Origin of the sequence: Streptomyces flavalbus (assembly GCF_042674625.1) — a bacterium.
In the GTDB taxonomy this organism is placed as follows: domain Bacteria; phylum Actinomycetota; class Actinomycetes; order Streptomycetales; family Streptomycetaceae; genus Streptomyces; species Streptomyces flavalbus.
In genome coordinates, this window is the sequence record NZ_JBHTEB010000001.1 from 576,786 (window position 1) to 597,137 (window position 20,352).

Consider the following 20,352-nt stretch of genomic DNA (forward strand, 5'->3'; position numbering starts at 1 on the left):
CGTCAGTTGACACCAGGGGCGCACCACGGCGGCGAGGACACGGTGCAGGAGTAGCCGGGGTCGGAGGTCGGCACCAGGAGCATGGTGATGCCGCGGTGGGCGGGGGCGTCGGGGCCGGTGCGCACGGCGGGCCAGATCCAGTCGACGGTGTCGCCGTTGGTGGTCCAGATCTTGTGGCCGTTGACGACGTAGAAGTCGCCCTCGCGCGCGGTGCGGGCCTTCAGCGCGGCGAGGTCGGTGGCGAAGCCGATCTCGCCGGGGAGGACGCGCGTGCCGCTCAGTCCAGGGTGGCGAGGAAGTCCGTGCACGCCCGTGCGCACGTCCGGCACATCTCGGCGGTGTCCTCGGCGCCCGGGTGGCGGTCGAAGACGTGCGCCGACTCCAGGCACACCGTCCGGCACCACCGCACCTGGACGCGGATGTCGTCCTCGTCCAGGAGGTTCTGCTCGGAGAGCACCCGGCAGGTGGCGTCGCACACCTCCGCGCACATGATGCCCTTGCGTCGTACGAGTTCCTGCTCCTCGGTGCCGTCCGGGTCCACGAGGCTCGCGCGCACCGCGCACGCCCGCGCACATTCCGTGCACGCCTGGGCGCAGGCGAAACGATCCTCCAGGAACCGGAACAGCTCCTGCTGGGTCGACGAAGTCACGGAAGTCGGGTAGCCGGGGTGCCCCCCGCCAAACCCGCACGGTGTCCCCCCGCCGAATCCGTATGGGGTCCCCCGCCGAATCCGCACGGTGTCCCCCGCCGATCCCGTACGGCTCCCGCCGCCTGCCCGGTCCGCGCCCACGGGTACGTTTCTCTGTCATGGCCACCCAGATCGTCACCCTGGTCGGCGTCCTCATCGGCGCCCTGACGTCGTACTGCGCCACGGCGGTCGCCGAACGGGCCAGGTTCCGCCGGGAGTTGGCCACCCGGTGGGACGAGCGGAAGCTGGACACGTACATCGCGTACGTGACATGCGTCAAGGAGATCCAGCGGGCCGCCATGGAGGCCGGGCGGGCCCGCGACCAGGGCGGGGACGCCACCGACGCGCTGCGGGAGATGGAGAGCAGCGAGAACCGGCGCTCGGTCCTCTTCGAGACCTTCGTCCTGCTGGGCGACGAGCGGGCCGCCACCGCCGCCCACACCGTCAACCAGCGCACCTGGGAACTGCTGCGGGCCACCCGGGACCCCGCCAGCGGCCTGGCCGAGCTGCGCACCGTGCCGCTCGTCGAGGCGCTCAACGTGCTGCACCAGGCGGCGCGCTCGGACCTGGCGATATCGAGGGGTGCCGCCGGGCGGTGAGGCTCGTTTTCCGGGCCGGGGCACGGGCACCCGGGGCCGCAGACGGACCCGGCGTGAAGGAGGTGGGGCGAGGTGCCCGGACGGCAGGAGCTTCCGTCGACCCTGGAGCGCTCGGCGCGGGACGCCCAGCGGACCTGGATCAAGGCGCACGACTCGGCCGTGGAGCAGTACGGTGAGGGTGAGCGCGCCCACCGGGTCGCGTACGGCGCGCTGAAGCACACGCACGAGAAGGTCGGCGACCACTGGGAACGCAAGGAGGGCGGCCGCAAGGGCCCCTCGGACCCGCGGTCGGCGCGGCCCCGCCAGCGCGGCGGGCGCAGCGGCGAGGGCGTGGACGAGAGCGCCTCCAAGGAGCACCTCTACGGCGTCGCGCGGCGCCTGGACATCGAGGGCAGGTCCCGGATGTCGAAGGGTGAGCTGCTGGACGCGATCCGCAAGGCCAACCGTTCGCGGACCCGGCAGTCCCGCGAGGGATGATCCGGTTCGCGGTGAGGCAAGGGGGTACTCGCGAGCCATGAGTACCGCAGCGATGGAACTGGCAGAGTCCAGCGGCGCACTCGCCCTCGGACCGCTGCTGATCGGCGTGGTCGTGGTGGCGCTGCTGATCGGCGCCTTCCTGTACGGCATCCGCGTGCGGCGCAACGAGCCGCCGCCGCCCCGGCCCGAGGAGCAGCCGCACCTGCCGGACGGCGGCGCCGTCCGCGAGGTCCAGGAGATGCGGGAGCCCTCGGAGATGCCGAACGGCGGCGGGGTGACGCTGCCGCACGACATGCCCGCCTCGGGCAACAATCCGACCCGGCACAGCGACTCCAAGAGCCGTCCGCGCTGGCGCGAGGGCCACAGCGGCTCGTGGGGCAACGGCTGACGGCCGTGGCCCCGAGGTGAGCGAGAACACCGGAGGGAAGTGAGACCGATGGCCGACCCCGGCCGCAGCACCCTGCCCCTGCCCGACTACGACCACCTGCCCATCGGCGGTCTGGAGAGCCGAGTGCGCTCGCTGAGCACCGAGCAGGTGGAGGAGGTCCTGGCCTACGAGCGGACGCACGCCGACCGGCGGCCGGTGACCGAACTGCTGCACTCACGCCTGGAGCAGTTGCGGTCGGGCGCCGAGCCGACGTCGGGTGACCCGGGGGCGCTGCGCCCCGAGACGGGCGCGCGCCGCGGCGGCTCCCCCGTCTCCCCGGCGACCTCCCCGCAGCCGATGAGTCCGCCGCCGCACGGCACCCCGGACCAGCGGGGCAAGCCGAAGGGTGACCGTACGTAGGGGTTCATTCGCGGCCAGCCGGTTTCCCCCGGTTTCGGAGAGGGGAACCCATGCGCCGTGTTGTTGCGGAGGAAGCGGACCCGGGCGAGCGCCCGGGTCCGTCGTGCGTCGGGACGCGCGGTCGACGCCCTGGACGCGCGGCTGCCCGTGTACGCGGGCGGGCGGCTGCTGCGCAAGGCGTTCCCCGACCACTGGTCGTTCCTCCTCGGCGAGCTGGCGCTCTACAGCTTCGTCGTCCTGTCGCTGACCGGGGTGTGGCTGACGTTCTTCTTCCACCCGTCGATGACACCGGTGGTCTACGACGGGTCCTACCGGCCGCTGGCCGGGGTGACGATGTCGGAGGCGTACCGCTCGACGCTGCACGTCAGCTTCGACGTGCGCGGCGGGCTGCTGATGCGGCAGCTCCACCACTGGGCGGCGCTGGTGTTCCTCGCCGCGATCGGCGCGCACCTGCTGCGGATCTTCTTCACCGGCGCCTTCCGCCGCCCCCGCGAGGCCAACTGGACGATCGGGGTGACGCTGTTCCTGCTGGCGCTCGCCGAGGGCTTCGCCGGTTACTCCCTCCCCGACGACCTGCTGTCGGGCACCGGCCTGCGGATCGCGCAGGGGATCATGCTGTCGATCCCGGTGGTGGGGACGTACGCCGCCCTGTTCGCCTTCGGCGGCCAGTTCCCCGGCGAGGACCTGATCCCCCGGCTGTACGGGCTGCACGTCCTGCTGCTGCCGGGGCTGCTGCTGGCGCTGGTCTCGGTGCACCTGATCCTCGTCTTCTCCCTCAAGCACACCCAGTGGGCGGGCCGCGGCCGGACCAACCGCAACGTGGTCGGCAAGCCGATGGTGCCGCAGTTCGTCGCGAGTTCCGGTGGCCTGACGCTGGCCGTGTCCGGGCTGCTGGCGCTGCTCGCGGGCGTGGCGCAGGTCAACCCGGTGTGGGCGTACGGCCCGTACCGCCCGGACGTGGTGTCGACCGGCTCGCAGCCGGACTGGTACGTCGGTTTCCTGGAGGGCGCGCTGCGCCTGGTGCCGCCGTGGGAGACGACGGTGGCCGGGCACACCGTGATGTGGAACGTGCTGCTGCCCGCGGTGGTGCTGCCCGGTGTGCTGTTCGCGGCGCTGTACGCGTATCCGTTCGTCGAGCGGTGGGTCACCAGGGACCGCGAGGAGCACCATCTGTGCGACCGGCCGCGCGACCGGCCCGTCCGCACCGGGCTCGGGGTGGCCGCGGTCAGCGCCTACGCGGTGCTGCTGGCGGCGGGCGGCAACGACGTCGTCGCGCACGCCTTCCACATCTCGGTGAACGCCCTGACCTGGATCTTCCGCACCGCCCTGGTACTGCTGCCGCCGCTGGCCTTCCTCGTCACCCGGCACCTGTGCCGGGCGCTGCGGGAGGCGGACCGGGTGCGGCTCACCGAGGGCGAGGAGACGGGCGAGGTCCGGCAGACGCTCGCGGGCGGCTACGCCGCCCGGCACGAGCCGCTCGACGAGGAGCGCCGGTACGTGCTGCGGGCGTCCGGCGTGGCGGGCCGCACCCCGGAGAGCTACGAGGTGGCGCGTCCGCCCGCGCGGGGGGACGCATCCCCGGAGGACTGACCCGGGGTGCGACCGGCGTACTGGAAGACCATGCCGAACACGCCGAGGCCCAGCACGCCCAGGCCGAGCAGCGCCAGCCACAGCCCGTAGACGACGCCGAGGGCGATCACGACGGCGCCCAGGGCGACCGTGACCGGCCAGGGGCTGTGCGGCGGGAAGAAGTCCACCGGGCCCGCGCTGTCCACGACCTCGGCGCCGCGCCGGTCCTGGGCGCGGGGGCCGTGCTTGCGGTACTGCACGAACAGGAAGAACGTCACCAGGGCGGCCATCAGGAAGGCGACGCACAGCACCGCCGTCCCGGCGGGCTCCGCGGACCACCAGCCGTAGCCGAGCGCGGTCCCGGCGAAGAAGGCGGCCACCCCGGTGAACAGCCAGGCCTCGGTCCGCATCAGGTGGTCACCTTCTCCGTCTCGGGGCTGGTCCCGGTGACGCCCGGGTGGTGCAGGTCGAACGCCGGGGAGTCGGAGCGGATGCGGGGCAGGGCGTGGAAGTTGTGCCGGGGCGGCGGGCAGGAGGTGGCCCACTCCAGGGAGCGGCCGTAGCCCCAGGGGTCGTCGCCCTCGACGCGGCGGCCGTGGTGGGCGGTGCGCCAGACGTTGTAGAGGAACGGCAGTGTGGACAGGCCGAGCAGGAACGCGCCGATGGTGCTGACGGTGTTGAGCACCGTGAAGCCGTCGGTGGCGAGGTAGTCGGCGTACCGGCGGGGCATCCCGCCCTGGCCCAGCCAGTGCTGGACGAGGAACGTGGTCTGGAAGCCCACGAAGAGCGTCCAGAACTGGATCCTGCCGAGGCGTTCGTCGAGCATCCGTCCCGTCAGTTTGGGCCACCAGAAGTAGAAGCCGCCGAACATCGCGAAGACGACGGTGCCGAACAGCACGTAGTGCAGGTGGGCGACGATGAAGTAGCTGTCGGTGAGGTGGAAGTCCAGTGGCGGGGAGGCGATGAGCACCCCGCTCATGCCGCCCAGCAGGAACGTCACCAGGAAGCCGCACGCCCACAGCATCGGGGTCTCGAACGACAGCGAGCCCTTGACCATGGTGCCGATCCAGTTGAAGAACTTCACGCCGGTCGGGACGGCGATGAGGAACGACATCAACGAGAAGAACGGCAGCAGCACCGCGCCGGTGGCGAACATGTGGTGCGCCCACACCACCGCGGAGAGCATGGTGATCGCGATGGTCGCGCCGATCAGCGACAGGTAGCCGAACAGGGGTTTGCGGCTGAACACCGGGATGATCTCGGAGACGATCCCGAAGAACGGCAGCGCCACGATGTAGACCTCGGGGTGGCCGAAGAACCAGAACAGGTGCTGCCACAGCAGCGCCCCGCCGCTGGCCGCGTCGTAGACGTGCGCGCCGAACTTGCGGTCCGCCGCCAGGGCGAGCAGCGCGGCGGTGAGCACCGGGAACGCGGGCAGGATCAGGATCGAGGTGAACAGCGTGTTCCAGGTGAACAGCGGCATCCGGAACATGGTCATGCCGGGGGCCCGCAGACAGAGGATGGTGGTGGTGAAGTTGACGGCGCCCAGCGTGGTGCTCACGCCGGTCACCACCAGGCCCATGGTCCACAGGTCGCCGCCCGCGCCGGGGCTGCGGACCTCGCTGTTGAGGGGCGCGTAGGCGAACCAGCCGAAGTCCGCCGCTCCCCCGGGCACCAGGAACCCGGAGACCACCATCAGCCCGCCGAACAGGTACAGCCAGTACGACAGCGCGTTCAGCCGGGGGAACGCCACGTCCGGGGCGCCGATCTGGAGCGGCATGATCGCGTTGGCGAACCCGGCGAACAGAGGGGTCGCGAACAGCAGCATCATGATGGTGCCGTGGATCGTGAAGAGCTGGTTGTACTGGTCGGAGCTGACGATCTGGAGCCCGGGGCGGGCGATTTCGGCCCGCATCAGCAGGGCCAGCACCCCGCCGAGCAGGAAGAAGCCGAAGGACGTGGTGAGATAGAGGTTGCCGATCACCTTGTGGTCGGTCGTCGTCGTCCACCGCAGCAGCACCTGGCCCAGCGTGCCAGATGTTCCCGGCCGCGAAGGCGCACGACGCGGCCGGTCGGCACTCAGCCGCCCGCCTGACCCTCTCCCCGGCCGGGCGTCCGGCCGGGCTCGAAGCTGGCGAAGTACGCGGCGGCCATGTCCTCGTCGGCGTGGCCCCGCTCGGCGGCGCGGGCGAGGCGGTCGGCGCCCGCGGCGGCGACGTCCAGGCGCAGCCCGTGCCGCTGTCCCGCCTCGACGATCAGCCGGGCGTCCTTGGCGGCGGTGCCGACGGCGAACTGGGGCGGGGTGAGCCGCTCCTCCAGGACGAGGGCGGCCTTGGCGCGCAGGTAGCCCATGTCGAGCGGGCCGCCCGCGATGACGTCGAGGAACCCCCGGGGGTCCACGCCGAGCGCCCCGGCGAGGGCGAGGGCCTCCCCGGCGGCGTTGGTGGCGGCGATGACCCAACTGTTGGCGACGAGCTTGAGCCCGGTCGCGGTCGCGGCGGCGCCGTCCTCGCCGGTCCACACGGTCCGGGCGCCCACCGCGTCGAAGACCGGCGTGACCGTGTCGCGGCCCGTGGCGGGACCGGCGGCCAGCACGGTGAGCTGCCCGGCCTCGGCGGGCTGCCGGGTGCCCAGCACGGGGGCGTCGTAGAAGAGCAGTCCGTGTTCCGCGGCGAAGGCGGCGAGGTCGGCGGTGGCGTCCAGGCCCGCGGTCGTCGACTGGATCCAGGCGGTGCCGGGGCGCAGCGCGGGCGCCGCCTGCCGTATCACGTCGAGGGCGGCGGCGCCGTCGTACAGGATGGTCAGCACGGCGTCGGCGCCCTCGACCGCGTCGGCGGGGGTGTCGGCGAGGTGCGCGCCGTCGGCGGTGAGGGGCTCGGCCTTGTCGCGGGTGCGGTTCCAGACGCGGACGGCGTGTCCGGCCCGGGCGAGGTTGCGGGCCATCGCGGCACCCATGATGCCGGTGCCCAGGACGGTCACGGTGAGCTTGGCTGTCATCGCGTCAACTTCCTTCTGGGTGGGCTCAGTCCGGGAGCATAAGGCGCGCGATCTCCCCCGGCTGGAGGCGGACCGTGCGGTCCGGCAGGCGGACGTCGATCGGGTCGGCGTCGGAGGACGGCACGGTGATCTCCAGATGGCGGCGGCGCAGCCGCAGCCGGACGCCCCAGTTGCCCTGGTAGCGCAGGGAGAAGCCGTAGGAGGACAGCTCGGGCAGCGGCACGGGATCGAGCCAGAGGGCGCCCTGCCGGGTCTCCAGGCCGGTCAGCCCGCGCTGCACCAGGTCCAGGGTGCCCGCCATGGCGCCCAGGTGGATGCCCTCCCCCGTGGTGCCGCCCTGGATGTCGGCGATGTCGCCGCGCAGCGCCTCCTGGCAGAACTGCCACGCCTCGGCGCGCCGGGCGCGGGCCAGGATCCAGCCGTGGACCAGTCCGCTGAGGGTGGAGCCGTGGCTGGTGCGGTGCAGGTAGTAGTCGACGGTACGGCGCCAGGTGTCGTCGTCGAGGCGCAGTCCGAGCCGGTGGAAGAGGGCGCGCAGTTCGGTGGGTGAGAACAGGTAGCCGAGCATCAGCACGTCGGCCTGTTTGGACGCCTGGTAGCGGTTGACGGTGTCGCCCTCGGCCTCCAGGATCCGGTCCAGGCGGCGGATGTCGCCGTAGTTCCTGCGGTAGCCGTGCCAGTCGAGTTCGGCGAGGTCGCCGTAGCCCTCGAACTGGCTGATGACGCCCTGGTGGAAGGGGACGTGCAGGGTGCGGGAGATCTCGTCCCACTGCTCCAGCTCGCCGTCCTCCAGGGCGGTGCGCTCGGTGAGTTCGCGGCGGCGGGGCTCCGGGAGCGCCGCCAGCAGTTCCAGGGTGCGGGAGAGCACCCAGGCGGCGGTGACGTTGGTGTACGCGTTGTCGTCGAGGCCGGGTGTGGTGGCGTCCGGGTAGGCGTCGTGGTACTCGTCGGGGCCGAGGACGCCCCGGATGCGGTGGCGGCCCAGTTGTTCGTCCCAGGTCGCCGCGTCCGCCCAGAAGCGGGCGATCTGGAGCAGCATCTCGGCGCCCTTGCTGTGCAGGAAGTCGGCGTCGCCGCTGGCCTCGCTGTACTGCCAGACGTTGTAGGCGATGGCGGAGCCCACGTGGTACTGGAGGTGGGTGTGGTCGGGCAGCCAGCGGCCGGAGCGCGGGTTGAGGTGCAGTTGCTGGGTCTCCTCCCGGCCGTCGCTGCCGCTCTGCCAGGGGTACATCGCGCCCCGGCGGCCCGCGTCCCGGGCGGCGGCGCACGCCTTCTCCAGCCGCCGGTGCCGGTACTGGAGCAGGGCGCGGGAGACCTCGGGGAAGTGCAGGTTGAGGTACGGCAGCACGAACAGCTCGTCCCAGAAGACGTGCCCGCGGTACGCCTCGCCGTGCAGGCCGCGCGCCGGGACGCCCACGTCGAGGTCGGCGGTGTTCGGGGAGAGGGTCTGCAGGACGTGGAAGAGGTGCAGGCGCAGGATGCGGCCCGCCTCGCCGGGTACGTCGATGCTGGCGCGCCGCCAGAGCTGCGCCCAGGCGGTGCGGTGGGCGGCGAGCAGCGCGTCGAAGCCGGGGGCGCGGCCGACCCGGTCGACGGCGGCGTGCAGGGGGTCGCTGATGGCCCGGTCGCGTGAGGTGTGCAGGGCGACGGTCTTGTCGACGGTGACGGTGCGGCCGGGCGCGAGGCCGAGGCGGGTGAGCTGCACGGTGCGCGGTACGGCGTGCCGGATGGTGACGGGCGCGTCGCAGGTCAGCCGGGACGCCATGCCGATGCGGATGTCCGAGGTGCGGGTGCGGCAGCGCAGCCAGGTGGTGTCGGGGGCGGCGGTGCCGGTGTGCACGTGGGTGAGGTGGCGGCCGTCCAGGTCGCGGTAGCGGGGGACGCCCGCGTTGGTGACGCCGCCGTCGAGGGCGGCCTCCACGTGCAGTTCGCCGGAGCCGCCGTCGAGGGTGAACTCGGTGCGCAGGGCGGCCAGGTGCGGGTCGGCCATGTGGACCAGGCGCAGTTGGCGCACGGTCAGGGTGGTGTCGTCACCGAGGCCGTAGCGGGTCAGTCGCTCCAGCAGGCCCGACGACAGGTGCAGGATCTCCCGGTGCTCCACGACGGTCGCGGTGTCGGGGGTGAGCCAGGAGCGGCCGTGCATCCGGAACCGCAGCGGCAGCCAGTTGGGCACGTTGACCAGGTCCTCGTTCTCGACCTGGCGGCCCGACACGTCGGAGGTGAGCCGGTTGTAGCAGCCCGCCACATAGGTGCCGGGGTAGTGGACGTCGTCCGCGACGCACTCGGGGAGCGCGCCGCGGGTGGCGAAGTAGCCGTTGCCGAGCGTGCACAGCGACTCCCGCAGGCGCGCGTCCGTGGGCTCGTAACCCTCGTACTCCCAGGTCCATCCCGTCACCTCGAAAGCTCCTCCCGCACACGGCCGCCCGAGTACCCGTACGGCACGGTCGGCACCGTCCGTCAGGCAGTCTCTCCCCGCGGACGGGCACGGCGACGCGGTCCACGCCGGTCACTCGGGTGGATGGGGGCGCTTCGCGGGGGCGCGGGTCAGGGGGCGGTGGCCGGGTCGCGGGGCAGGACCGTGACGCGGTGGAAGTTGCAGCCGAGGGGCGTGCCGCCGTCGGCCGGTTCGGGGACGGGGCTCTGGTGCGCCTTCAGGGCCATGCTGACCAGGCTCATCAGCAGGTCGACGTCGGTCTCGCAGTCGAGGTGGACGGTCACCCACCGGGAGCCGGGCACCAGGCGGATGGCCGTCGACTCCCTGAGGTCGTGGGAGAACCGCCGGATGGCCCGGCTGGTGAGGTGCAGGTCCACATCGTGGTCCGAGTGGAAGTGGGCGATCTCGCTGCGCGGGGAACTGATCGCCCGCCCGGTGCCGCAACTGGCGGGCCCGGCCGTGAGGTCGGGCCAGGCCTGAAGTCGCTCCAGGGCGCGCTGGGCCAAAGTCATGGGCCCATCGTCACCTGATTACCCCTCCGACACCAGAGGTTGAGCGTTCTGTAACCCATGCGTGCGGTTGCTCACCGTGCGTGACGGTGCTCGGGTGGCGGGCGGCGAGGGCGTCGAGGTGGGCCTGGACGTAGGGAACGGCGGCCTTTTCCAGCTCTCCTTCGACGAACGCGGGCTGGACGTTGACCTCGAAGACGACTCCGCCGTTCTCGATCGCCAGATCGACCCCGGCGAACGGCAGACCGACCGACGCGGTGGCGGCGACGGCCAGTTCGGCGAGGCGGGGCGGGAGGTCGTCGGGGTCGATGAAGACGGGGACGGCGCCCTGGCAGGTGTTGCAGGGGGTGTCGGGTTCGGCCTGGAGGTGCTCGCGGGCGTGCAGGACGCGGCCGTGCAGGACGAAGACGCGGAACTGGTGGCGCAGGCCGTCGGCGGTGGTGTTCCCGGCGTCGCGGGAGAGCAGCCAGTCGGTGCCGCGGCGGGCGTAGAAGTCGGCGGCGCGGGCGAGGGCTTCGGGGGTGGTGACGTGGAAGGTGTCGCCGCCGCCGGTGCCGATGACGGGGCGGGCCCAGGTGTCCCGGCCGAGCCGGTCGAAGGCGGCGGCGGCCTCGGCGGCGCTCGGGCGGGACAGGACGACGGTCTCCATGTGGGCGACGCCGTCGCGGCGGAAGCGGGCGACGGTGAGGTCCTTCTCGGTCGCCGCCCGCCAGGCGGCGGGTCCGGTGCCGAGGGTGACCGTGCCGGACCGCTCAAGGAGCTGTTGGAAGGCGGCGAGGGAGCGGCGGCGGTGCGGGGGTATCTCGTAGAGCACGACGACGTCCGGTACGAGGTCCAGGCCGTCCTCGGGTACGCGCAGCCGTAAGCGGCCGTCGTCGTGGACGCCCTGGCCGGTGCCGCCGGTGGCGAAGTGCCGGGCGTCGACGCGGACGGGCGGGGCGCCGGTGAGCGCCTCCACGGCCCGCGCGAGGTACTCCGCGCAGCCTTCCGGCGACGTGGGGTCGGTGATCAGGGCGATACGGGGTCGGGGCACAGCAGCCTCCAACGTTTCACGCCACACCCGGGCACCGTGCGCGCGGGGCGACACGGCCCTGGGCGAGCTGACGGACGGGGTTCGCGGGGCGGTGGGGCGCCTGCCGGGCGGGTGGGGGCGGTTCCGGTGGGTGGTTCGGGGGGCGGTGCGGCGTGCCGGGCGGGTGGTGCGGGGCGGTGCCGGGCGCGTGGTGCCGCGCGGAGTGGTGCGGCGTGCCCGGCGGTGGTGCGGGGGCGGGGCCGGGCGCCACACTGTAGGCGCCCCGTGTCAGGCCGTACCAGGGCGCACGCACCCGGGTTCCGCGGCTCCGCCCGCTCCCGGCTCTGCGCCGCCGCCCCCGTCCGTGCGCCGTCCGTCTTCGGCCACCCGTGCGCGCACCCGCCGCCACTACGCTGAACGTATGCCTGACGGCGTCGTGACGCTGTTCCTCTGCGGTGACGTGATGCTCGGGCGGGGCGTGGACCAGGTCCTCGCGCACCCGGGTGACCCCACCCTGCGGGAGGCGTACGTCGCGGACGCGCGGGAGTACGTCCGGCTGGCGGAGGCGGTGAACGGGCCGGTGCCCGCCCCGGTCCCGCCGTCCTGGCCGTGGGGCGCGGCGCTGGCGGTGCTGGCGGAGGCCGCGCCGGACGCCCGGATCGTGAACCTGGAGACCGCCGTCACCCGCGGAGACGACTTCGCGCCCGGCAAGGCGGTGCACTACCGGATGCACCCGGCCAACCTGCCCGCCCTGACGGTGGCCCGCCCGGACGTGTGCGTGCTGGCCAACAACCACGTCCTGGACTTCGGCCGCGCCGGGCTCGCGGAGACCCTCGACACGCTCACCGGCGCCGGACTGCGCACGGCGGGCGCGGGCCGTACCGCCGAGGAGGCGTACGCGCCCGCCGTGCTGCCCCTGCGCGGCGACGGACGCCTGCTGGTGTTCGCGCTCGGCGCGGCGTGCGGCGGCGTCCCGCCCGGCTGGGCCGCGACCGCGCGGCGCTCCGGGGTGGCGTACCTGCCGTGGCTCTCCCCGGCCGGGGCCGCCGCGGCGGTGGCGCGGATACGGGACGTACGGCGGCCCGGTGACCTCGTCGTCGTGTCCGTGCACTGGGGCTCGAACTGGGGCTACCGCGTCCCCCGGGAGCAGGTGCGCTTCGCGCACGCCCTGGTGGACGGCGGCGCGGACGTCGTCCACGGGCACTCCTCGCACCACCCGCGCCCCGTCGAGGTGTACCGCGACCGGCTGGTCCTGCACGGCTGCGGTGACTTCATCGATGATTACGAGGGGATCAGCGGCTACGAGGAGTACCGCGACGACCTCCGGCTGGCCTACCTGGTCTCCCTGGAGGCCGGGACCGGACGGCTCGCCGGACTGCGCCTGGTGCCGCTCAGGGCGCGGCGGCTGCGGCTGTGGACGGCGGCGGCCGAGGAGCGGGCCTGGCTGGCCGCGACCCTCGGCCGGATCAGCGGTGACCTGCGCTTTCCGGCCGCCGCTGGGGGTGCGCTGCGGCTGGCCCGGCCCGCCGCGGAAGGATCAGTTCCGCCGTGATTGCGCGGGCCCGGCGGGGGTACTCCGGGGCGCATGTCCGGCATCGAACTCAGGAGCAGCGCGTTCACCGACCACGCGCCCGTCCCGCGCCGCTACGCCCTCGAAGGGGAGAACGTCTCCCCGCCGCTGGCGTGGTCCGGCGTCCCGGACGACGCCAGCGAACTGGTCCTGCTGTGCGAGGACCCCGACGCCCCGTCCGGGACCTTCGTGCACTGGGTCGTCGTGGGCGTCGACCCGCACAGCGGCGGCACCGACGCGGGGACGCCCCCGCCCGGCGGCACCGAACTCACCAACGGCTACGGACGCCCCGGCTGGGGCGGCCCGCACCCGCCACCCGGCGACGAGGCGCACCACTACTACTTCCGCCTCTACGCCCTCAGGGAGCCCTGTGTGCTGCCCGACAGCCCCAGCGCCGAACAGGTGCACCAGGCCGTGGAGCAGGCGGCCCTCGCCGACGGCACCCTCGTCGGCCTCTACCACCGCTGACGACCCACCGGAGGAGTGTTTCCGCCGGGACGGTCCCGGCAACCCGGGCTGGACGACTGCCACGCCCATCTGACCGCGACGTGACGGGAGCCCACGGATGACCAGCACGACATCGCACCCGCTGCCCGGACCGTCCAGGCCGAGCATCGGCGTACTCGGCTCGTACGGCGGTTTCAACATCGGCGACGAGGCCATCCTGACCTGTGTGCTCGACTGTCTGCGGGCCCACCGCCCGCAGGCCCGGCTCGTGGTGTTCAGCCGGAACGCCGCGCACACCCGTGACCACCAGCCGGAGGCCGACGCGGTCGTGGACTGGGAGGGCGTGCCGCAGAAGGGCCTGCTGGACGCGCTGTCCGGCTTGGACCTGCTGGTGCTCGGCGGCGGCGGCACCCTCTACGACGGTGAGGCGCGCCGCTACCTCAAGCTGGTGCGGGCCGCGCAGGAACGCGGCGTCCCCACCTTCGCCTACGCCGTCGGCGCCGGTCCGCTGCGCGAGCCGGACGACCGGGAGGCGGTGCGCACCGTGCTGGCCCGGATGGACGACGTGGTGGTGCGCGACGAGGAGTCCCGGCTGGTCCTGGAGGAGGTCGGCCTGGAGCGGGAGGTCACCGTCACCGCCGACCCGGCGCTGCTGCTGGAGCCGGAGCCGTTCACCGACCGGATGATGCAGAACGAGGGCGTGCCCACCGGCACCCGGCTGGTGGGGATGTCGGTGCGGGAGCCGGGCCGGGCCGCGGAGAAGCTCGACGAGGGCGACTACCACGCGCTGCTCGCCGACGTCGCCGACTTCCTGGTGGGGCGCCTGGACGCGCATGTGGTGTTCATGCCGATGGAGCGGGCCGACGTACGGCACGCGCACGCGGTGCTGTCCCACATGACCGCGCCGGACCGCGGGCGCATCCTGAACGAGCACTACAGCCCCGGGCAGGTGCTCGGCTTCATGCGCCACCTGGACCTGGCGGTGGGGATGCGGCTGCACTTCCTGATCTTCGCGGCGGTCTCCGGGCTGCCGGTGCTGCCGCTGCCGTACGCCGGGAAGGTCTTCGACTTCGCGCGGCGGACCGGCGCCCCGGCGCTGGTCGGGGTGGCGCGGGAGCAGGCCGGGCTGCTGCTGGCGGAGGTGGACCGGCTGTGGGACGAGTACCCGCGGCGGCGCGCCGAGCTCCAGCCACGCGTCCAGGCGCTGCGCTCGCTCGCCCAGACGACCTGTGTGCGGGTCGGCACCCTGCTCGACGAACTGGTCCCCGACCCCGAGCCGCGGCGGGAGCCCGCCCGCTCGGAGCTGGGCCTGGCCGCCGGGGCGGGCCCGGCGGGTCTGGAGCGGCCCGCCGGGGCCTGACGGGCGCCGGAAGGCCGGACGCCGCAGGCCGCGACGGAACGCGGACCACCACACCGACGCCCGCGGAAGGGAAGAGGCGATGCCCGTCCTGGAGAAGCCCGCGCAGCCGCGCACCGTGACCCTGCCGCCGCGCAGCGCCCTGCACGGCGGCCGGACCGAGGTCCTGGTCGTCGGCGGCGGCCCGGCGGGCTGCGCGGCGGCCCTGGCCGCGGCGGACGCGGGCGCCGAGGTGGTGCTGGTGGAGCGGTACGGGTTCTTCGGCGGCAACGCCACCGTGGCGCTCGTCATGCCGCTGATGTCGTTCCACAACGAGCACCGGCAGGCCGCGTTCACCGAGGACGGCGACACCACCCGGCTGCTGCCCACCGACCACGGCGAGGGCGAGCCGATGGTCGCCGGGGTGCTGTGGCGGCTCCTGGACCGGCTGGCCGAGCGCGGCGGTTCCATTCCGCCGTCGCTCCAGACCGGGTACACGGTGCCGTTCGACCCGGAGCTGTTCAAGCTGGTCCTGCTCGACCTGCTGGACGAGGCGGGGGTGAAGATCCTGCTGCACTCCTTCGCCTCGGCCGCGCTGCCCCTGGACGACGGCTGGCGGGTGGTGTTCGAGGGCAAGTCGGGTCCCGTCGTCATCGACGCGGACGTCGTCGTCGACGGCACCGGCGACGGGGACGTGGCGGCGGCGTGCGGGGCGCCGTACGAGGTGGGGCGGCCGGAGGACGGACTGGTGCAGCCCATGACGCTGATGTTCCGGGTGGTGGACTTCCTGCGCCCGGACTTCGCCGCGTACGTGCGTGCCCACCCCGACCAGTGGCGGGGCGTGCACGGCCTGTGGGACCTGGTGGAGCGGGCGACCAGCGCGGGCGAGCTGCGGCTGCCGCGCGAGGACATCCTCTTCTTCGGCACCCCGCACCCCCGCGAACTGGCCGTCAACAGCACCCGGGTGACCCGCGCGCTCGGCACCGACGTGTGGGACCTGACCCGCGCGGAGTGGACCGCCCGCCGCCAACTGGAGCAGATCGACCGCTTCCTGCGCAGCCACGTGCCCGGCTTCGAGGAGGCGTACGTCGCGCAGAGCGGCACCCAGATCGGGGTGCGCGAGACCCGGCGCATCCTCGGCGACTACCAGCTCACCGGCCATGACATCCTCGCCGCCCGGCACTTCCCGGACGCGGTCGCGCACGGCGCCTACCCGGTGGACATCCACAACCCGAAGGGCTCCGGCACCGTCCTGAAGCGGGTGCCGACCGGGGGCTGGTACGACATCCCGCTGCGCTGCCTGCTGCCCAGGGACACCAACCGGCTGCTGGTGGCGGGCCGTTGCATCTCGGGCACGCACGTGGCCCACTCGTCGTACCGCGTGATGCCGATCGCGATGGCGACCGGGCAGGCGGCGGGCGCGTGCGCCGCGCTGGCGGTGCGCGCCGGGTCCACCCCGCGCGACCTTGCGCCCACCCTCGTCCAGGACGAACTCCTGCGTCAGGGCGCCCACCTGCGCCTCGACACCAGCGCCAGCGAGACGGACCCGGTCCCGCGGCACTGAGGGGGTCAGCGGCCGAGGGCGCGCAGGTGTCCGTCGCACCAGTCACGGGCGGTCGCGGCGACCTCCTCCAGCGCGCCGGGCTCCTCGAACAGGTGGGTGGCGCCGGGTACGACGGTGAGGGTGTGCGGCGCGGACAGCCGACGGGCGGCCTCCTCGTTGAGGCGCAGCACCTCGCGGTCGCGGCCGCCGACGATCAGCAGCACCGGCGCCCGTACGGCGTCCAGCGCGTCGTCCGCCAGATCGGGCCGACCGCCCCGGGACACCACGGCACGGACCGCGTCCGGCCGTGCGGCGGCGCACACCAGGGCCGCCGCGGCGCCGGTGCTGGCGCCGAACAGCGCGACGGGCAGGCGCCGGGTCCGCTCCTCGGCGCCGAGCCAGTCGACGGCGGCGACGAGGCGGCGGCCGAGCAGCGGGATGTCGAAGCGGTGCCGACCGGTCACCGCGTCCTGGCGCTCCTCCGGCTCGCTGAGCAGGTCCATCAGCAGCGTCCCGAACGCGCCGTCCCGCAGCGCGGCGGCGACCATCCGGTTGCGGGGGCTGTGCCGTGAGCTGCCGCTGCCGTGCGCGAACAGCACCACCGCCCGCGCCCCGTCCGGCACCACCAGGTCCCCCGCCAGGTCCACGTCGTCGGTGGGTACGGGAATCCGCACCATCTCGGAGATCATCGCCGTCAGCTCCTCCTGCCCGCGATCCGGCGCCTCAGGGGTCGTTGTCGCGCCACCGGCCGCCCTCGGGCGGGGTGTCGAGGCGGGTCGCCGACCCGGCGTCCCCGCCGAAGTCGTTGCCGGTGACCCGGCCGCCGCGCCAGCCGCCCTCGGCGGTGATCCACAGGCCGTGGGCCTGGGTCGGGTCGTCCTGGTCGTCCCACATCCGGTTGCCGTGCGCCTCGCCACCGGTCAGCTCGGCGGCGATGGTGAGTCCGGCGCCGGGGTCGGCCGGGTCCGGCAGTCGGTAGGCGGTGCCCGGCGCGGGGACGCCGTCCGGCCAGGCGGTGCCCGCGCCGGGCCGCCAGGGCGCGAGGGCGAGCCGCGTCTCGGTGTTGAAGGTGACCATGGCCGTCCGGCCGTCGCCGAGGGTGAGCCGTTTGCCGCGGTGGCCGTCGGGGCGCCAGTGGGCGGTGTCGTCGGTGAGGGAGAGGCTTCCGTAGCGCACGCCGTCGCCGCCGCCCGCGGTGGCCGGTGCGTGGGCGCGGCCGTTGTTGCGGAAGCGGTTGCCGAGGATGGCGGCCTCCCGCATCCCGGCGTCGATCCGGACGCCGTCACGGGCGTTGTCGCGGATGTCGTTGGACTCCAGCACGACGTCGGTGGCGGGTTCCTGGTCGCCGCCCTTGAGGTTGTGCTGCCAGTAGCCGTACCGCCCGTTGTTGCTGATGCGGTTGCCGCGCAGCGCGTAGGGGCCGGGGGTGTTGCCGAGGCCGACGCCGTCGCGGACGTTGCCGTCGATGACGCAGCCGGTGACGATGCCGCCGCGCCCGCCGACGCCCGCCGTGCCCTGCGAGGACACGTCGAACCCGGCCTCGTGGTTGGAGAGCATCGTCGAGGAGGTGACGAGCAGCCCGTCGGCGCCCCAGTCGGAGATGCCGAAGCGGTTGTCCTCGGCGTGGCAGGCGGTGACGCGGATGCCGCGCGGCGGCGGCCACTCCTCCTGCTGGAGTTCGACGAAGATGCCGTTGGTGCCGTTGCCGACGGCGGTGCACGAGGTGATCGTCAGCCGTTCGACGCTGCCCCAGCCGCCGACGCCGATGCCGATCCCGGCGCCGCCCATCTTGTCGCCGGGGTCCTGCCGTCCGCAGCGGGCGGCGAGCACGCCCTCGACGACGGTGTCCTGGAGGAAGTCGCAGCCGAACCCGGTGGCGGCGGTGTCGTGGATGTGCAGGTCGGTGAAGCGGCCCCGCAGCACGTACTGGAGGCCGAGGCCCTTGGCGAGCGGGTCGTACTCGTTGGTCCACACGCCCGAGCCGTCGATCTCGAAGTGGGCGAAGGTGACGTCGGCGAGGTGGTTCTCGCGGCTCGCGCCGTGGTGCTGGCTGGTGAACCAGGCCAGCGGCACCGGCTGCGCGGGGTTGTTCGGATTGGCGAGGACGAAGCAGGTGGCGCCGCGGCCCGCGCCGACCAGGGAGACTCCGCTGCACCAGAGGACGGGCTCGTCCTGGATGACGTACCGGCCGGGCGGCACGTGGATGACACGGGGCCGTCCGTCCGCCGCGCAGGCGGCGCCCGCGGTGTCGACGAGCTTCGCGAGCGCGGGCTGGTCGTTGGTGGTGCCGTCCCCGGTCAGTCCGTGCTCACGGGCGTCAGCCGTCAACGGGAAGGACATCTGGCCGCTCCTTTTCCGCACACCGTCCTGGGCACCGGGTGCCCCGCGGCGCGGCCGGTGAATCCGCGGGCCGTCGGCCGCGGCACGGACCCTCGGGCACCTCCGCGGGGCCGTTCGGGCACCGTCGCCGGGACCCCGCCCGGGACCCTGGTCCCGATCCATGGGGCCATTGGTCCCTGATCCCCGCCCAGGCCCCTGACCGGCCGGAATGCGGCTTTTGCGGTTGCTATACAGGAGCGGGCCGCCTCCGATCGAGCGGCGCTTCACCCCCTCTTCCCGCACCACTCAGGAGGCTTCATGCTGTCCCCAGAGTCCGCCGCCGTCGTCCGGGCCACCCTGCCCGCCGTGGGCGGAGCCCTCGACGAGATCACCGCCCGGTTCTACGGCGCGATGTTCCAGGCTCACCCCGAGCTGCTGGACGGCATGTTCAACCGCGGCAACCAGGCCAGCGGCGCCCAGCGCCAGGCCCTCGCCGGTTCCATCGCGGGCTTCGCGACCGCGCTGCTCGCCGACCCCGACGCCCGCCCGGACGCCCTGCTCGCCCGCATCGCCCACAAGCACATCGCGGTCGGCGTCACCGACGACCAGTACACGATCGTCCACAAGTACCTGTTCGGCGCGATAGCCGAGGTGCTGGGCGACGCGGTCACCCCCGAGGTGGCCGCCGCCTGGGACGAGGTGTACTGGCTGATGGCCGGTGCGCTGATCGCCATGGAGGCCCGCCTCTACCAGGAGGCCGGTCTTGAGGCGGGCGACATCTGGCGGCCCTGGACCGTGGTCGAGCGCCGGGAGGAGACGCCCGACGTGGTCTCCCTCGTCGTACGCCCCGCCGACGGGGAGCCCGCTCCGGCCGCCCGCGCCGGGCAGTACGTCAGCGTCCGCCTGCCGATGGCGGACGGGGTGCGCCAGGTACGGCAGTACAGCCTGTCCTCCGACCCCGGCGGCGAGCTGCGCCGGATCACCGTCAAGCGGGTCGCGGGCACCGACGGCGCCCCCGACGGCGAGGTGTCCAACCTGCTGCACGCCACCGTGCGCGTCGGGGACGAGCTGACGCTGTCCACGCCGTGCGGCGACATCGTCCTCGACGACGCCGACACCCCGCTGATCCTCGCCTCCGCGGGCATCGGCTGCACGCCCATGGTCGGGATGCTCGCCCAGCTCGCCGCCACCGGCTCCACCCGCCCGGTGCTGGTGCTGCACGCCGACTCGGCGCCCGCCGAGCACGCGCTGCGCGCCGAGACCCGGGAACTGGTCGACGCCCTGCCCGAGGCGACCGCGGAGTTCTGGTACGAGCGTCCCGACGGCGATCCCGACGCCCGCATCGGCCTGATGGACCTGGCGGGCGTGCACATCCCGGCCGACGCGACCGTCTACCTGTGCGGCCCGCTGCCGTTCATGCGGGGGGTCCGCTCCGCCCTCCTGGAGCGCGGCGTCCCGGCCCGCTCGATCCGCTACGAGGTGTTCGGACCTGACCTGTGGCTGCCCGACGCGTCCTGACCGGCTGACCGGAGCGCGGTGACCGACCACCACCGCGCGCCCCCCGAGGCCGCCCCAGCGCACGCTGGGGCGGCCTCGGCCGTTCCGTCCGCTACGGGGGCGGGAGCTGGCCCGTCGCCTCGGTGATCCGGGTGATCAGACCGTCGAGCACCTCCTCCGCCTGCCGCGGGTCGAAGTCCTCGCCCAGCCGCTTGCGCACGCCGTCGTCGCTGAGCAGGTGGTGCACCGCGGGGGTGACACCGTGCCGGGCGAGGCAGTTGCGGGCGCACTGGAGGACGCAGCCGTCGACGGCCACGACGGGCCGGTCGCTCCTGGCCTTGCGGACGAGGCTCGGCACGTCCCCGCCGACGCCCGCTATGCACGACATCTCGGCGATGCCGCGCCGGTCGAGCTGGACGGCGATCCAGTTGGTCATCTGGGCCGCGCTCGAACACCCCGAGCAGGAGTAGACGAGCGGCAGGTCACGGCGGCGTTTCATGGGGCCTCACTACAGCGGTCAGTGATCAGTGGTCAGTGAGCAGGGGTCAGTGAGCAGGGGTCAGTGAGC

At 73.7% G+C, this 20,352-nt stretch carries 20 protein-coding genes and 1 pseudogene; 10 read left to right on the forward strand and 11 right to left on the reverse strand.

Translation table 11 applies throughout. The features are described 5' to 3' along the window. Positions 1 to 38 precede the first annotated feature (38 nt). Positions 39 to 242 (reverse strand): annotated as a pseudogene (locus tag ACFQZ6_RS02535) (acyl-CoA dehydrogenase family protein); the annotation flags it as partial. A gap of 35 nt (positions 243 to 277) precedes the next feature. Further along, positions 278 to 649 (reverse strand): ferredoxin, encoded by a 372-nt coding sequence (locus ACFQZ6_RS02540; protein WP_381604697.1) that lies wholly within the window; start codon positions 647 to 649, stop codon positions 278 to 280. Between the two features lie 158 nt (positions 650 to 807). Here ACFQZ6_RS02540 and ACFQZ6_RS02545 point away from each other — a divergent pair, with 158 nt between their 5' ends. From ACFQZ6_RS02545 to qcrB, 5 genes are all read left to right on the forward strand, one after another. Beyond that, on the forward strand, positions 808 to 1,287 hold the full coding sequence (locus tag ACFQZ6_RS02545) for a hypothetical protein (RefSeq protein ID WP_381604698.1): 480 nt from the start codon (positions 808 to 810) through the stop codon (positions 1,285 to 1,287). Positions 1,288 to 1,359: 72 nt separating this feature from the next. After that, a complete protein-coding gene (locus ACFQZ6_RS02550) occupies positions 1,360 to 1,764 on the forward strand; it encodes a ChaB family protein (protein WP_381604699.1) in 405 nt (134 codons plus the stop codon). Between the two features lie 37 nt (positions 1,765 to 1,801). Then, on the forward strand, positions 1,802 to 2,152 hold the full coding sequence (locus tag ACFQZ6_RS02555) for a DUF6479 family protein (protein ID WP_381604700.1): 351 nt from the start codon (positions 1,802 to 1,804) through the stop codon (positions 2,150 to 2,152). A 48-nt stretch (positions 2,153 to 2,200) separates the two neighbouring features. Beyond that, positions 2,201 to 2,551, forward strand: coding sequence for a hypothetical protein (locus ACFQZ6_RS02560; RefSeq protein ID WP_381604701.1), 351 nt, complete (start codon positions 2,201 to 2,203; stop codon positions 2,549 to 2,551). A gap of 57 nt (positions 2,552 to 2,608) precedes the next feature. Next, positions 2,609 to 4,141 carry a cytochrome bc1 complex cytochrome b subunit gene (gene qcrB / locus ACFQZ6_RS02565; protein WP_381604702.1) on the forward strand — a complete coding sequence of 511 codons (1,533 nt, stop codon included), beginning with the start codon at positions 2,609 to 2,611 and terminating at the stop codon, positions 4,139 to 4,141. Here qcrB and ctaF read toward each other — a convergent pair. The 6 genes from ctaF to ACFQZ6_RS02595 all read right to left on the reverse strand — a co-directional run bounded on the left by ctaF (position 4,090) and on the right by ACFQZ6_RS02595 (position 11,093). After that, positions 4,090 to 4,530: an aa3-type cytochrome oxidase subunit IV gene (gene ctaF / locus ACFQZ6_RS02570; protein ID WP_381604703.1), complete on the reverse strand. Its 441-nt coding sequence runs from the start codon at positions 4,528 to 4,530 to the stop codon at positions 4,090 to 4,092. The two genes, qcrB and ctaF, sit on opposite strands and share 52 nt — an antisense overlap. Next, a complete protein-coding gene (gene ctaD / locus ACFQZ6_RS02575; protein ID WP_449334070.1) occupies positions 4,530 to 6,140 on the reverse strand; it encodes an aa3-type cytochrome oxidase subunit I in 1,611 nt (536 codons plus the stop codon). The genes ctaF and ctaD overlap by 1 nt, the downstream gene beginning before the upstream one ends. 59 nt (positions 6,141 to 6,199) lie before the next feature. Then, positions 6,200 to 7,117, reverse strand: coding sequence for an NAD(P)-dependent oxidoreductase (locus ACFQZ6_RS02580; protein WP_381604704.1), 918 nt, complete (start codon positions 7,115 to 7,117; stop codon positions 6,200 to 6,202). Between the two features lie 25 nt (positions 7,118 to 7,142). Continuing rightward, positions 7,143 to 9,512, reverse strand: a complete 2,370-nt coding sequence (locus tag ACFQZ6_RS02585; RefSeq protein ID WP_381604705.1) for a glycoside hydrolase family 65 protein — start codon at positions 9,510 to 9,512, stop codon at positions 7,143 to 7,145. Positions 9,513 to 9,661: 149 nt separating this feature from the next. Further along, a complete protein-coding gene (locus tag ACFQZ6_RS02590) occupies positions 9,662 to 10,063 on the reverse strand; it encodes a luciferase domain-containing protein (RefSeq protein ID WP_381604706.1) in 402 nt (133 codons plus the stop codon). A gap of 10 nt (positions 10,064 to 10,073) precedes the next feature. Continuing rightward, positions 10,074 to 11,093, reverse strand: coding sequence for an ATP-grasp domain-containing protein (locus ACFQZ6_RS02595; protein ID WP_381604707.1), 1,020 nt, complete (start codon positions 11,091 to 11,093; stop codon positions 10,074 to 10,076). Positions 11,094 to 11,493: 400 nt separating this feature from the next. Between ACFQZ6_RS02595 and ACFQZ6_RS02600 the strand changes: the two genes are divergently transcribed. The 4 genes from ACFQZ6_RS02600 (at position 11,494) to ACFQZ6_RS02615 (ending at position 15,989) form a co-directional block, all read left to right on the forward strand. Further along, positions 11,494 to 12,624 carry a CapA family protein gene (locus ACFQZ6_RS02600; protein ID WP_381604708.1) on the forward strand — a complete coding sequence of 377 codons (1,131 nt, stop codon included), beginning with the start codon at positions 11,494 to 11,496 and terminating at the stop codon, positions 12,622 to 12,624. 33 nt (positions 12,625 to 12,657) lie between these two features. Beyond that, the gene (locus ACFQZ6_RS02605; protein ID WP_381604709.1) at positions 12,658 to 13,110 is read left to right on the forward strand and encodes a YbhB/YbcL family Raf kinase inhibitor-like protein; all 453 of its coding nucleotides are present in this window, start codon (positions 12,658 to 12,660) and stop codon (positions 13,108 to 13,110) included. Positions 13,111 to 13,207: 97 nt separating this feature from the next. Beyond that, complete coding sequence (locus tag ACFQZ6_RS02610; RefSeq protein WP_381604710.1) at positions 13,208 to 14,449, forward strand: polysaccharide pyruvyl transferase family protein; 1,242 nt, start codon at positions 13,208 to 13,210, stop codon at positions 14,447 to 14,449. 79 nt (positions 14,450 to 14,528) lie between these two features. Beyond that, positions 14,529 to 15,989, forward strand: coding sequence for an FAD-dependent oxidoreductase (locus ACFQZ6_RS02615; protein WP_381604711.1), 1,461 nt, complete (start codon positions 14,529 to 14,531; stop codon positions 15,987 to 15,989). 5 nt (positions 15,990 to 15,994) lie between these two features. Here the strand turns inward: ACFQZ6_RS02615 and ACFQZ6_RS02620 are convergent, their stop codons facing one another. Both ACFQZ6_RS02620 and ACFQZ6_RS02625 read right to left on the reverse strand, forming a co-directional pair. After that, positions 15,995 to 16,657, reverse strand: a complete 663-nt coding sequence (locus tag ACFQZ6_RS02620; RefSeq protein ID WP_381604712.1) for a dienelactone hydrolase family protein — start codon at positions 16,655 to 16,657, stop codon at positions 15,995 to 15,997. A gap of 34 nt (positions 16,658 to 16,691) precedes the next feature. Further along, entirely contained in the window at positions 16,692 to 18,308 is a 1,617-nt protein-coding gene (locus ACFQZ6_RS02625; protein WP_381604713.1) for a right-handed parallel beta-helix repeat-containing protein, read from the reverse strand. A gap of 297 nt (positions 18,309 to 18,605) precedes the next feature. On the opposite strand from ACFQZ6_RS02625, the gene ACFQZ6_RS02630 reads away from it, so the two are divergent. Next, positions 18,606 to 19,805 (forward strand): globin domain-containing protein, encoded by a 1,200-nt coding sequence (locus tag ACFQZ6_RS02630; RefSeq protein ID WP_381604714.1) that lies wholly within the window; start codon positions 18,606 to 18,608, stop codon positions 19,803 to 19,805. A gap of 91 nt (positions 19,806 to 19,896) precedes the next feature. Here ACFQZ6_RS02630 and ACFQZ6_RS02635 read toward each other — a convergent pair whose 3' ends face one another. Continuing rightward, positions 19,897 to 20,283 (reverse strand): putative zinc-binding protein, encoded by a 387-nt coding sequence (locus ACFQZ6_RS02635; protein ID WP_381604715.1) that lies wholly within the window; start codon positions 20,281 to 20,283, stop codon positions 19,897 to 19,899. Positions 20,284 to 20,352: the final 69 nt, after the last annotated feature.